This window comes from Enterococcus casseliflavus, from assembly GCF_029215545.1.
In the GTDB taxonomy this organism is placed as follows: domain Bacteria; phylum Bacillota; class Bacilli; order Lactobacillales; family Enterococcaceae; genus Enterococcus_D; species Enterococcus_D casseliflavus.
The window spans coordinates 3,171,541-3,184,779 of sequence record NZ_CP119393.1 but is presented as its reverse complement, the minus strand read 5'-3'; the positions used below and the strand labels follow the sequence as shown (position 1 = coordinate 3,184,779).

Here is a 13,239-nt window from a genome sequence, read left to right as displayed (position 1 = left end):
AAGTGTGAAGCGATTGAAGATAAAAATGAAACTTATGGTAACGATCATTATTGCGAATGTCGTTACTTCGTCACTGATCATTCTCTTTTTTTCTAATACCGCGAATAAGATCATTGATAAAAATATGGAGATCCAAGCGAAAGAGATCGAGGTCTCTATTTTACGTAATATCCATACGATCAGTACGGATCTTAATCATATCAATTATAAATTGATTATGGATGGCTACGACACGTTGAAAGAGGCCAGTGAACAACCACGGATTACGAGAGACACCTTTGAGAGCATCAAACTGACCATGGAATTGAAGGAGATCGTGGAACCATTGTATCAATTTCAACCTTATTTGCTGGGAATGGCGATTTATTCCAAAGAAAATCGGTTGATGTCGTTTGGGTTAGTTGATCCAGTTGTTGAAGAAACGTTGATTGGTTACACCAATGAGGCCGCTTATGCAAGAGAAATTGATGATTCGACTGTTTATATCAAAAATGAAATCAAAGTCGGGCAAGTAGTCCTAGGGCACTTGGTGGGATTTCTTCATACAAGCGAGTTTCTTAATGATCAATTAGAAAACCTCCCAGCTGGGACGCAGATCGCCTTGTTAGATCAAAAGCAAACGGTGCTTGCTGAAGTTGGCACCATTGATGAAGACCAAGCCAATTTGTATGAGAAATCATTCTATAGTGAAGAAGTCGAAGCGTGGTTTCATCTCCATCTCCCCAAAAAACCATTTTTGGGACCGTTGACACAGAATTTGCGACTGATGATTTTCCTGTGTATCGTGATCGTCAGCATGAGTATTTTTGTGGCTACGCTGATTATATTAAAACTGTCGAAACGAATCGATCAATTAAACCAAGCAATGGAGCGGGTCAAGAATAAGGACTTATCGACCACTGTTGAGATTCAAGGAAATGACGAATTAAAACAAATGAGTATAGTCTTTAATTCGATGGTTGCCAATATCAATACTTTAATGGAAGAAAATAAAGCCAGAGAAAAAGAGAAAAAAGAAATTGAAATCGACTTTCTACAAGCTCAAATCAACCCCCATTTTCTGTCCAATACGCTAAACTCGATTACCTGGATGGCTGAATTACAACAGGCTAACAATATTGCCCATCTTTCGAAATCACTTGTATCATTGTTGCATGCCACGATGTATAAGGGACAAGACTTGATTCCTTTGTCTGAAGAAGTAGCCCATGTCAAAAGCTATGTGTCCATCCAAAAAGTTGCCTATATTGATAGCTTTGATGTTCATTGGGCGCTTGATCCAGCGATTTTATCTTGCCGTATCCTCCGATTTATTTTGCAGCCCATTGTTGAAAATAGCATTTTGCACAATTTTGTTGGAACGAATAGCGAAAAAGGGCAAATAAAAATAAGTGGAGAAAAAAGGGGAGATAAGCTTTGTTTAATGGTTGAAGATAATGGTAATGGACTAACAGAAGAAGCGATAAAACAGATAAATGAGCGAGAAAAAAGCAATGGAAAACACTATTCGAAAATTGGTATCCATAATATCGATAAACGAATCAAGCTTTACTATGGTCCAGACTATGGTATCACATATGAAACAGAGTTAGAGGTTTATACCAGGGTCATTATTGAGCTTCCTATGATTGGAGAAAACGACGATGAAGAAAATAGCCCTCTTGGATGACGAGTTGATTTCACGCAACAAAATAAGTACTATTTTACAAAATTTCCCTCAATTTGAAATTGTGCTCAGTACGGCAAATCCTTACGAATTGTTAAATTATTTGGAGATTTATTCTGTAGATCTCATTTTTTTAGACATGAATATGCCAATTATGAATGGTTTAGCCTTTTTAGAACAATTGGAACTGATCGATCGCACGACTAAAGTGATCGTGATGAGTGGCTATGCCGACTTTAATTATGCGAGTGGTAGCATGAAATATGGGGTCGTTGACTATCTTTTGAAACATGAATTGAGCGAGGAAGTGATTTCGGAAGCGCTGAAAAAAATCAATTTTTTTACAGACGAGCCAATGGCTGCGCCTGCTTACGAGACACCCTCTCTACGAGACTTTTTTCATGGAAATACAAGCTTCTTGATGCAACAGTATCCGCATTTTGTAACTGAAAAAATGGTAGGACTTGTTATGATACCTATCTCTATCAGCAAAAATGTTTGGGACAAAGAAAAGTATAAACGAAAAGTGAGCGCTGTTTTAGAGCAATTGATTTTAGACACAAAGAATGAAACCATAGAAATGCTCTCTTTTGTGACTGATGATGGGAAGCTTTTTATGCTCTACTCGTTTGCAAAAATCAAATCCTATAAAGCGATCAATGATTACTTGGAAACGATCAAAAATAAGTGCTACCATGCTGCCAAGCGCTTACTAGATGTTGAACTTTTTCTCCTGCGATCCCCAGTAAGCAATCGACTGTCGGAGGTATTAGAACTATTTAAGAGCGATGAACGAATCTCAGATTTACTCTTTTTTTCACGTCCGAATGAGTTGCTGCATTTTTCAAGCCAAGAATGCAGCAAAAACGTCTTTCAACAGCATGAGATCGCTTTGTATCTGAAAAAAATCTATTTTTATACCAAATACATCGAACCAGAGAATATCGGATATTATAGTAAAAAACTGTTTGAGTATATAAGAGAAAAACGGGTCGCACGTTCGCTGGCCTTAGAGCTAATTGCACAAATTGATTTTCAAATCAGTTTAGCGATGAGTAATAGCTTTAGACAGCCGATGGAAACGATGATTCAAATCAATTATTATCAACAGTTCGATACGTTACTAAGAATCGAAGCAGATTTTTTTGAAGCCATTTCATTAAGTGTAAAAAATTTCCAAAAAGAAGTCTTTAAGCCTGTTGACGAGCCGGTAAAAAAATGTATTCTTTATCTTCATCAACACTTCAAAGAACCGATCAGCTTGCAGACCTGCGCCGAAGCGATTGATTTAAATTATTCCTATTTAAGTAGGGTGTTTAAGCAGCAATGGGGACAGTCTTTTTCAAAATACTTGTCTGAGTTGCGGATCGATTATGCAAAATTATTGTTGAGTACCTCGTCTTGTAGTGTCAATGAAGTCGCAAGGCAAAGCGGATTTGCGAACTATAATTATTTTTTTCGTGTTTTTAAAGAACGTGTAGGAATCTCTCCATATCAGTTTAACCGCAACATTATGGACTATGAATGAAGCGGATCATGCAAAAATGGTTGGCGAGTAAAAAAAAGAGAGTAGAAGTAAAAATTGTTAATAAAAGCGTTTTCATTTTCGACGTTATACTTAGTGTAACAAGAGTGAAAGGGATGAGAAAATGAAAAAATTAGGTTTGGTGTTTTGTTCTGCAGCATTGATCGGATTGCTCTCTGGATGCGGGGGAGGATCTTCAAGTGAGGGAGATGGAGAGTCGTCAAGCAACCAGTTAAATGTGTTAGTGGTAAAACATGGCTTGACGCAAAAGAACAAAGATATTGAGTGGTTGAACAAACTAGAAGAAGAACTTGAGCTGACCATAAAGTGGGAGGAAGTTTCCGCTGATTGGGATCAGAAAAAAGCCCCAATGTTGGCTTCTGGAGATATTCCCGATTTGATTCTGGGACCAAATGTTGTGACGGATGCGGAATTTGCGAAGTTTCCTGGCTTGTTCACCGATTTATCTGATCACTTAGATGCCCTGCCAAATGTTCAAAAGATGTTTGAAGAAAAACCAGAAACAAAAGCACTTGCTACTCAACTGAATGGAGAGATCTATGGCTTACCAAAATACCAGCGTTTTTGGCCTAAATCTGCTTCTCGTCAATATATCAATCAAACGTGGCTGGACAATCTTGGGTTAGACGTACCTGAAACATGGGATGAACTATTCGAAGTGTTGGTCGCATTCAAAGAAAACGATGCGAATGGAGATGGGGATGCCAGCGATGAAATTCCAATGGATTGGAGTCCAGTTGGAACCGGCGGTTTTGGCTATTTCCAACCAATGCAGCTTTTAGCAAGTACGGGTATCGTTGTTTCTGAAGGAGGAAATACCGGCTACTTTGCTGAAAATGGACAGGTAGGCAACTTCTTTGTTGATGAGCGTTACAAAGAAACAGTGGAATTTTTGAACAAGTGCTGGGAAGCTGGCTTGATTAATCCTAAGGCTTTTTCTCAAGATTATAGTGCCTATCAGTCCACTGGTAGAGGAGAAGGCGAGACGGCAAAAGTCGGTTTTACTTGGGGCTGGGAAGCTTCAGACCGATTTGGTAATCAGTTAGCAGATCAATATACATCAATGGCACCATTGATTCAAAAAGCTGGAGTGGAACCGACATGGAGCTATGAAACCTCGCTTAATTATGGGGTAAACTTTGCCGTTGTTTCCTCTCAAACCAAAAATATGGACGGAGCCTTAAAATTCGTCAATGCGCTATACGATCCAGAAATCGGAATCCAAGCATTGTTTGGGTCATTGGGCACTAACATCGAAAAAGACGGGGACACTTACCGCGTCTTGCCACCTGCAGATGAAAATGTCGATCCAGGGACATGGAAGTGGACAACAACTTGGGCGGACAATAGTCCAATGTATATTTCAGACGCTCTTGATGTCGAACTTGGCGCAGATATGAAAGCAAATGAGGTCCAAGATGAAGTGTTGCATCCTTACGTGGATAAAATCGTTCCTGAAGAACAAGTAGTACCATTCAATCTCTTGAAATTTAGTAATGAGGATGCTACAACACTAGCAAACAACAATACAACGATCCTCAATGAAGCAATGACAAAATTTGCTAAATGGGTGACAAAAGGCGGCATTGAAGATGAGTGGGAGCAATATGTCACAACCTTGCAAAATAGCGGCTTAGATCAAAATATCGAGATCGTTCAAAAAGGATTTGATCAATATTACGGGAATTAAGTGAGTGGTGAGGCTGGTCAGAGTTGAGTAAAGCAATCGCAAGTTCATGCTTGAATAACAAAGACCAGCCATTTACCTAAATCTATCAAAGGAGTGAAGATCATGGACACAGTTCTCGTGAAAAAAAATAATCGGCTACTCTCTCATTTCAGTCGACAATGGCAGCTATGGTTGATGGTTTTACCGGCATTAGCGATCATTTTGGTTTTTAATTACATACCAATGTATGGTATCCAACTAGCATTTCGGGAATTCGATTTTACGAAGGGACTCACTGGTGGCGAATTTGTCGGTTTCAAGTATTTCCAACAATTTTTCGAAAGCCCGATGTTCCAAACCGTGATAGTCAATACGTTGCGGATCAGTGTGACAACGCTGATTTTTGGGTTCATTGCCCCCATTTTATTGGCATTGATCATCAATCAAATCAGAAACCCTAAAAGAAAAAAAGTCATGCAAACTGCGGTTTATTTACCTCACTTCATTTCTACGGTCGTGATGGTAGGGATATTGCAAGTCTTTCTTTCACCAGAAACAGGTGTTTTAGTCAACCTCTTGAACTTGGATTCTTCTGTCAACTTAATGGGGAGCGACAGTACGTTCGTGCCCGTCTATGTCATTTCTGAGGTTTGGCAGCACTGTGGCTGGAACAGCATTATTTACTTAGCGGCACTTTCGAGTATCGATACGCAACTCTATGAATCAGCAGATATCGATGGCGCCAATCGTTTTCAAAAAATCCTCCATGTTGATATACCAGCATTAGTGCCAACGATGGTTATTTTGTTGATTATGAATATGGGTGGGGTTTTAAATGCTGGCTTTGAGAAGATTTTCCTGATGCAAAATAGTTTGAATTTGAGCGTCTCAGAAGTCATTTCTACGTATGTGTATAAAATTGGGATTTTAAACAGTCAATTTAGTTATTCAACAGCGATCGGGCTATTCAATAACATCATTAATTTTCTCTTTTTAGTTTTAGCAAATGGTCTTTCGAAAAAATACACGAACCGTAGTTTATGGTAAAGGGGTGGCTATATGAATCTATCACTAACAAACAAACCTAAATCAGATCTTCTTTTTAACCTAGCGATCATCATACTTTGCTTGAGTATCTTTTTGATTGTCGTCTATCCGCTCTTTTTTGTCGTCATCGCTTCAATTAGTGATTCCAACATGGTTTCTAAAGGATTAGTCACACTCTTTCCTAGGAATATCAGCTTTTTTGGTTTTGAAAAAATTTTACAAGATGCTAGGATCTGGACGGGCTATCGCAATACCTTGATTTATACGTTAGGAGGAACGGCGGTCAATTTAATTTTTACTTTGCCCGCAGCTTTTGCCTTATCAAGAAAGGAATTTAAACCTCGAAAACTTTTGATGTTTCTCTTTACCTTTACGATGTTTTTCAATGGTGGCTTGATCCCTACGTATTTACTTTATCGAGATGTGGGGTTGATCGATAGTATGTGGGTCTTTATTATTCCCTCGGCAGTCAATGTCTATAATTTGATCATTGCAAGAAGCTTTTTTGAGACAAGCATTCCGGATAGTCTCTATGAAGCAGCCGCTCTAGATGGTTGCTCCTATGCAAAATTTTTTGTTACTGTAGCGCTACCGCTATCCAAAGCAGTCATTTCTGTGGTGGGTCTTTACTATTTGGTCCAACATTGGAACGATTTCTTTACAGGACTCGTATTTATTCGCGACTACGAAAAACAACCTTTACAGATCGTTCTGCGAGATATTTTATTATCAAATCAAGCATCTGCAGGTGGTGCGGGCGCTTTGGGTGATGGCTACGGACAACAATATGCAGATCAGATCAAATATGGCGCCATCATTGTTTCGACCTTACCGATTTTGGTGATCTATCCTTTCCTACAGAAATACTTTGATAAAGGAGTCATGATTGGTGCAATGAAAGGGTGAGTACATGAATAAGCTAGTCAATTTACATGTGAGCATTGGGAAAAAAGGCTTACTGTTATTTCTGTTGCATTGCTATTGGCTGCTGTTTACCTTATTCGGCTTAGTTCTTTTCGGACTATTGCCAGCAACCAATGCGGTTTACGAACTTTGCAATGATGAAAAATATCAAGAAGCAAATGCGATAAAATTGTTTCAGTCCTTTGCAAAAAGCTTTCGAAAAAACTTTTGGAGAATGAATCGATTAGGACTCTTTATCCTTCCTTTAGCAGCCCTTTTTTCGATTGACTTGATGCTAATGAGACACTATGTCTTTACCGAAGCCGATACAACCGTTTATTTGTTGATCCAACTTCTGATAGTGATTAGTCTCCTTTTTTTAGCCAATCTCTTTTGGTTTTTTCAACACGAACGAGCTTGGCAACCCATGCTTAAAAAAAGTTTGATTCTAATGCTTGGCAAACCTGGATTGACCGGTCAAATTTTCGTCCTTATGGTCGGGATCAGCTGTTGCTACTACCTACTACCGGGTTTATTCTTCGTATTTGGTGTTACACCGCTGGTTTATTTTCAACTTAATTTGTTTAAACAAAAAGATGCGTATGTCTTTTTACCTGAAAAAAAGCATACGACTGTCTAAGCTCGTACATTTACCATAAAATCTCAAAATAACAGAACAGGAGAACGAAATGAAAGAATTCGCATTAAACAAGATCCAGCTCACGGACGAGTTTTGGCAAGGATACCAAGAGCTTGTTCGCAAAGAAACGATTCCTTACCAATACCAAGTCCTAAATGATGAAATCGATGTAGATGTTCAAGCAGAACGGGAAGATCCCAATTTGCCAGCTGGGAAAAGCCATGCATTGGCGAATTTTCGCATCGCTGCAGGGCAAATGGAAGGGGAACATTTTGGCTGGTTTTTCCAAGATAGTGATGTCTACAAATGGATCGAGTCGGCTGGGTATAGCTTGTTGAATACTAGCGATCCGCAATTGGAAAAGACAGTAGATGAAGTGATTGACTTAGTTGCTGCTGCGCAAGAAGCGGACGGCTACTTAAATACCTTCTTTCAATTGACCCGACCGAAGTTAAAATACCGTCAGCTGTATTTCAGTCATGAACTTTATTGTGCCGGGCATCTAGTCGAAGCGGCTATCGCTTATGATCAAGCAACAGGCAAGGATAAATTACTGACCGTGGCAGAGAAAAATATCGCCAATATTTGCACGTATTTTGGGCGGGAGCCTGGAAAAATTCAAGGTGCTGATGGCCATCAAGAGATCGAATTGGCTCTGGTGCGTTTGTATGAATACACCGGTAAACAAACCTATTTGACATTCGCTGATTTCTTTCTTGAAGTACGTGGGGAAGATCCTGCCTTTTACGAAAAAGAAATCTTGAAAAACCAAGCGGATGGCTTATCGGATGAAACGCCAAGGGTAGACCTCACCTATTTACAAGCCTACGATCAACCTAAAAAGCAGCATGAAGCCAAAGGGCATGCGGTACGAATGCTGTATATGGCAAGCGGGATGGCAAAAGTCGCCCAGCATACCCAAGATCAAGAATTAATTGATGCTTGCGAAGCGATCTGGGAAGACATCGCCTGTAAGAAAATGTATGTGACCGGTGGCGTCGGCTCAACCGTTCACGGGGAAGCCTTTGTCGGTCCCTATGATTTGCCAAATGATACGATGTATTGTGAAACCTGTGCAGCCATTGCATTGGTCCAATTTTCTTTTGAGCTGTTCAAACTAACCAATGAACCAAAATATTTAGCGACGATGGAACGAGCGTTGTATAATAGCGTCCTTTCTGGTGCGGCAATTGACGGCAAACACTTTTTCTACGTGAATCCTTTGGAGGTCAATCCCCAACGAGATCAAGAAAATCCTGGCAAAGGTCACGTCAAAGCCCAACGACCCGATTGGCTCGGTTGTGCGTGTTGTCCACCCAATTTTGCACGGATGGTCGCTTCGCTGCAGCGCTTGGTTTACACCTGCGATCAAGAGAAGCTTTACGTGAATTTATTTGTAGCAAGCCGTTTAGAAGAACCTGATCAATTTACGTTTGAACAAACGGGCGGGTTTCCTTTTACAGAGGACCTCACGATTCGCTATCAAGGCATTCCAAAGACGCTCATCATCCACAAACCTAACGGACTAAGTAAGTTTCAAATCGATAGTGAACACGAATGGCAGGAGACGAACGAGGCAATCATCTTTGAGGCAGTCGAAAACGTGACGGCCAATATCCGTTTTGAACAACCATTGCAAATCTTGCGTGCGAATCCTCAAGTTATTCAAGACATCAATCAAGTCGCATTGCAACGTGGTCCCTTCGTGTATTGCATAGAAGAAGCCGACAATGGTCAAGCACTCTGGCGTTGCCGCATCGACCCACAGGCGCTGGAGGCGACCTTTTCGAAAGAGGATACGTTGTTGCCAACTACTTTACGTTTGGCGATCAAAGGCTACCAAAGCGAAGAATGGTCGGGAACAACCCTTTACGAAGAACGAGCGGAAACGGTCATACCTCGTACGTGGCAACTGATCCCATACCATTTATGGGGCAATCGGGGCATAGGCGAAATGCGCGTCTGGCTGCCGCTCGTTGGAAAGAAGTAAGAAGTAAGCAGGGCCAAAGAGCTTCCCTAAAAGGAGGCTCTTTTTTTCTATGTAAAAATAACGGGGAAAGTTCGCTGTATATGAGTACGTTATTGTATTTTTGATGTACTCAATCAGGTACGCTATAATTATATCAAGAAAAGGAGGAGTGGCAATGGCTAAAACAACGATGAATCCTAGCACTGCTCGTAAAAATTTTTATCAGTTATTGAAAGATGTAAATGAAAACCATACTGAAATTGAGATTATTAGTGATCGAAGTGGAAACAATGCGGTGTTGATTGGGCTAGGAGACTGGAGAGCGATTCAAGAAACCCTTTTTCTTGAGCAAACAGGTACTCTAGAAAAGGTACGAGACCGCGAAAAAGACGACAGTGGCTTTACGGATATCGATGATATTGATTGGCAAGCTCTTTGATGAGGAGCGATACGGTCACAATCAAAAACTCTGCGAAAGTGGATCTAAGGAAAATCAAACAATCGAATTTAAAAAAACAGTTTGAAGAAGTGATTCAGGCCTTGAAGGAAGATCCATATATGCCCACGCAGTCTTTTGAAAAGCTGAGACCTACACATGAAGGCAGATATTCACGTAGGCTGAGTAGGCAACATCGAGTGGTTTACAAAGTTGATGAGAAAAATAAAGTTGTGGAAATTTATTCTGCATGGACACATTATGAATGAAGTGTGAAGAGCTGATTTTTTAGCTAGTTGACCAAGAGCTTCCCAAAAAGGAGGCTCTTTTTTTTCTAAACTCAACCTTCTTGGATTTGTTGCATGATTTCTTTAATTTGTTCCTATATTACTATCTTTGAAAGCGTTATCGTTTTAGTGTAGGAATGTTGGCGGGTTTATGTAAAACAAGGAGGAAGAAGTGTGACAAGGAAAATCAGTAAAGTTGGCGCATCTTTGTTGGTATTGGCAGCGGCAACGGCAATCGGTGGCTGCACCCAAAGTGAGGCGAAGACAACTGGAAAAGTCGTTTACCAAGAAACAGCCAAAAGTACGTTGGAAAAAGCGATGGACAATCAACCGGAGTCGTCTTATTGGTTCCCAGAGGATTTGTTGGCATGGTCTTTTGAAAAAGATCCAGATGCGAAATACAATACCAGCGTTGTTCCATTAGCGCACCGGGCAGCTAAAGAGACGTTGCCGAAGATGAATGACACGCAAACGGCAGAAACCAAAGTCGTGGCGCTTTCGATCATGAATAGCAGTACGAGCGGCAATGCACCACGTGGGATCAATACCTTTGATGCCAATGTCTTTTCTTATTGGCAATACATCGATCAATTGGTTTATTGGGGCGGCTCTTCTGGCGAAGGGATCATCGTACCACCAAGTCCTGATGTGACAGATGCTGCTCATAGGAATGGCGTGCCAGTTTTAGGAACGATCTTCTTTCCGCAAACTGCCCATGGTGGGAAGCTGGAATGGCTAGATACGTTTTTAGCTAAGGATGAGGACGGCAACTTTCCGATCGTAGAAAAAATGATCGAAGTTGCCAATACGTATGGCTTTGATGGCTGGTTCATCAATCAAGAAACCGATACGGCGGTCACTAGTTTTGATGATGCAGCGGAAGGTGTCGAACAATCGGGGGCTGATGGTAAAGGACTAAATGAAAGCCACGCCAAAGCGATGCAAGAATTGATCGCCCAATTCAAAGAACAAGCCGACGAGCATTTAGAGATCATGTGGTATGATTCCATGACGAGTGATGGGAAAATGGATTGGCAAAACGCTTTGACAGATAAGAACAAAGCCTATTTGGTGGATGCAGAGATGAACCCATTGGCAGATAGTATGTTCTTGAATTTCTGGTGGACCACTGACAAACTGGCGGACAAGGAGCTGTTGAAGGCCTCCAATGAAAAAGCCCGTGAAATCGGTGTCGATCCTTACGATCTTTTTGCTGGGATCGATGTACAAGAAAATGGCTATTCAACGCCTGTGCGCTGGGATCTGTTTACGGATGAAAGAGGCGTTCCTTATACCTCATTGGGCCTGTATGTGCCTAGCTGGACCTATTCTTCTGCTAGTACGCCGGATGATTTCCAAAGCAAAGAGAATGCTTTTTGGGTCAATAACACGGGCGATCCTCGGGAAAGCCAGCTGCCAGAAGCGACAGAGTGGCCTGGGATCTCCACCTATGCCCTGGAACAGACCGCTATCACAGAGCTGCCTTTTGTGACGAATTTTAGTTTGGGGAATGGCTACAACTATTTTATCGAGGGAGAAAAAGTGTCCAGCCGCAATTGGAACAACCGAAGCTTGCAAGCTATTTTGCCGACCTATCGTTGGGTCTTTGACCATGGAAAAGACAATGATTTGGCTGTATCAATCAATTATGCGGAGGCCTATAATGGCGGAAATGCACTGAAACTACGTGGACAGATGACAAAAGGTAGTACCAGTCACATGGCATTGTATCAGACAGCATTTCCTGTGACGAAAAAGACGAAGTTGACGACGACTGTCAAAGCAACGGTACCGACAGCTCTTGATTTGGTCGTGACTTTAGCTGATGGTTCAACACAAACGATCAAAGGAGACAAAGAGGTCGCAACAGACTGGACGACGATCACTTACTCATTGAAAGACATCAAAGGGGAAGTGACAGCGATCGGTTATGACATAACCACGAAAGATACCAGTGATGTCTATGAGTTGAATCTAGGGCAATTAACGATCGGAGATCAGAAAGCGGAGAAATTCGCTGCCGAAGCATTGACGGTTGAGGATGTGCTCTTTGATGAAGAAGAGGGCAACTATGCGGGGGTCCGTTTAACGTGGGAAGCTGCCAAGGACAAGACAGCTGCGGTTTATGAGGTCTACCAATTGAACGATGACGGCTCACGCTCTTTCTTAGCAGCTACGCCAGCAACCAACCACTATTTGAATGCCGTTGAACGACCAAAAGGGACGAAAACCAAGTTCGCGGTGGTGGCAGTGGATCGCTATGGCAATCGCGGCAAGCTATCCGATACGGTGGAGATCACTTGGCCGAACAATCAGCTGCCAAAAGCAGCCTTTACAGCCTCTAAAACCTTAGCGGCACCGGGGGAAACGATCACCTTCACGAATACCTCATCTGCGAATGCCGAAGCATTTGAATGGACGTTTGAAGGCGGCGATATCACCAGCAGTACAGAAGAAAATCCCCAAGTGACCTATTCGGAACCAGGTACCTACAAAGTCACGCTTGTTGCCAAAAACGAAGCAGGAGAGACCCCTCTGGAAATGGCGGGATTGATCACGATTTCTGCTGATGCGCCGAAAGAGTTAATGCTGCTTTCAAAAGATGCCGAAGCAACTGCTTCATCGTTTGTCAATGATGCCGAAGCACCAGCTTTTGCCCTCGATGGTGATTTGAGTACGAAGTGGTGTGCGACAGGCAATGCGCCTCATGAGTTGATGATCGATCTCGGTCGACCACAAACGGTCAGTGAAGTACGCCTCGCCCATGCGGAAGCTGGTGGAGAAGGCCCAGACATGAATACGCGGGCGTATACGGTGCTCGTAAGTGAAGGCGGCAAAGACTATGAGCCAGTTTCACGAACGTTGAAAAATGAAGCGGGCAATAGCACCAATACGTTTGCCGTCAAGAAGGTGCAATATGTAAAAATCAGTATCGATAAACCAACACAAGGAGCAGACTCAGCAGCCCGAATCTATGAAGTCGAAGTATACGGAATGGATAAATAGCAAAAAAGAGCAGGGCGTTAACCCTAAGAAGGGAAGCGGCTGAAGCGATACTTTCCTGAAAAATGACCGA

10 protein-coding genes are annotated in these 13,239 nt (G+C 41.8%); all 10 read left to right on the top strand.

Features of this window, described 5'->3' with window-relative positions:
* Window positions 1–25 precede the first annotated feature (25 nt).
* The 10 genes from P0G38_RS14975 (at window position 26) to P0G38_RS14930 (ending at window position 13,169) form a co-directional block, all read left to right on the top strand.
* A complete protein-coding gene (locus P0G38_RS14975) occupies window positions 26–1,669 on the top strand; it encodes a sensor histidine kinase (RefSeq protein WP_275852700.1) in 1,644 nt (547 codons plus the stop codon).
* Window positions 1,644–3,194 carry a response regulator gene (locus P0G38_RS14970; protein ID WP_275852696.1) on the top strand — a complete coding sequence of 517 codons (1,551 nt, stop codon included), beginning with the start codon at window positions 1,644–1,646 and terminating at the stop codon, window positions 3,192–3,194. Before P0G38_RS14975 ends, P0G38_RS14970 begins: the two co-directional genes overlap by 26 nt.
* 121 nt (window positions 3,195–3,315) lie before the next feature.
* Entirely contained in the window at window positions 3,316–4,902 is a 1,587-nt protein-coding gene (locus P0G38_RS14965) for an extracellular solute-binding protein (RefSeq protein WP_016609625.1), read from the top strand.
* Between the two features lie 102 nt (window positions 4,903–5,004).
* The gene (locus tag P0G38_RS14960; RefSeq protein ID WP_016609626.1) at window positions 5,005–5,928 is read left to right on the top strand and encodes an ABC transporter permease; all 924 of its coding nucleotides are present in this window, start codon (window positions 5,005–5,007) and stop codon (window positions 5,926–5,928) included.
* A 12-nt stretch (window positions 5,929–5,940) separates the two neighbouring features.
* Window positions 5,941–6,834, top strand: a complete 894-nt coding sequence (locus tag P0G38_RS14955) for a carbohydrate ABC transporter permease (protein ID WP_016609627.1) — start codon at window positions 5,941–5,943, stop codon at window positions 6,832–6,834.
* A 4-nt stretch (window positions 6,835–6,838) separates the two neighbouring features.
* Window positions 6,839–7,471 (top strand): DUF624 domain-containing protein, encoded by a 633-nt coding sequence (locus P0G38_RS14950; RefSeq protein WP_275852689.1) that lies wholly within the window; start codon window positions 6,839–6,841, stop codon window positions 7,469–7,471.
* Window positions 7,472–7,520: 49 nt separating this feature from the next.
* Window positions 7,521–9,461 carry a glycoside hydrolase family 127 protein gene (locus P0G38_RS14945; protein ID WP_275852687.1) on the top strand — a complete coding sequence of 647 codons (1,941 nt, stop codon included), beginning with the start codon at window positions 7,521–7,523 and terminating at the stop codon, window positions 9,459–9,461.
* A 154-nt stretch (window positions 9,462–9,615) separates the two neighbouring features.
* Window positions 9,616–9,879, top strand: a complete 264-nt coding sequence (locus tag P0G38_RS14940; protein ID WP_010748737.1) for a type II toxin-antitoxin system Phd/YefM family antitoxin — start codon at window positions 9,616–9,618, stop codon at window positions 9,877–9,879.
* On the top strand, window positions 9,879–10,145 hold the full coding sequence (locus P0G38_RS14935; RefSeq protein ID WP_087626849.1) for a Txe/YoeB family addiction module toxin: 267 nt from the start codon (window positions 9,879–9,881) through the stop codon (window positions 10,143–10,145). Before P0G38_RS14940 ends, P0G38_RS14935 begins: the two co-directional genes overlap by 1 nt.
* Window positions 10,146–10,337: 192 nt before the next feature.
* Window positions 10,338–13,169 (top strand): endo-beta-N-acetylglucosaminidase, encoded by a 2,832-nt coding sequence (locus tag P0G38_RS14930; RefSeq protein ID WP_275852681.1) that lies wholly within the window; start codon window positions 10,338–10,340, stop codon window positions 13,167–13,169.
* Window positions 13,170–13,239 lie beyond the last annotated feature (70 nt).

What these genes read in the sequence shown, in the direction of transcription:
- P0G38_RS14950 (WP_275852689.1), top strand. Translation starts at nt 6,839, where the DNA reads ATGAATAAGCTAGTCAATTTACATGTGAGCATTGGGAAAAAAGGCTTA.
- P0G38_RS14975 (WP_275852700.1), top strand. Translation starts at nt 26, where the DNA reads ATGAAACTTATGGTAACGATCATTATTGCGAATGTCGTTACTTCGTCA.
- P0G38_RS14960 (WP_016609626.1), top strand. Translation starts at nt 5,005, where the DNA reads ATGGACACAGTTCTCGTGAAAAAAAATAATCGGCTACTCTCTCATTTC.
- P0G38_RS14965 (WP_016609625.1), top strand. Translation starts at nt 3,316, where the DNA reads ATGAAAAAATTAGGTTTGGTGTTTTGTTCTGCAGCATTGATCGGATTG.
- P0G38_RS14970 (WP_275852696.1), top strand. Translation starts at nt 1,644, where the DNA reads ATGAAGAAAATAGCCCTCTTGGATGACGAGTTGATTTCACGCAACAAA.
- P0G38_RS14935 (WP_087626849.1), top strand. Translation starts at nt 9,879, where the DNA reads ATGAGGAGCGATACGGTCACAATCAAAAACTCTGCGAAAGTGGATCTA.
- P0G38_RS14955 (WP_016609627.1), top strand. Translation starts at nt 5,941, where the DNA reads ATGAATCTATCACTAACAAACAAACCTAAATCAGATCTTCTTTTTAAC.
- P0G38_RS14945 (WP_275852687.1), top strand. Translation starts at nt 7,521, where the DNA reads ATGAAAGAATTCGCATTAAACAAGATCCAGCTCACGGACGAGTTTTGG.
- P0G38_RS14940 (WP_010748737.1), top strand. Translation starts at nt 9,616, where the DNA reads ATGGCTAAAACAACGATGAATCCTAGCACTGCTCGTAAAAATTTTTAT.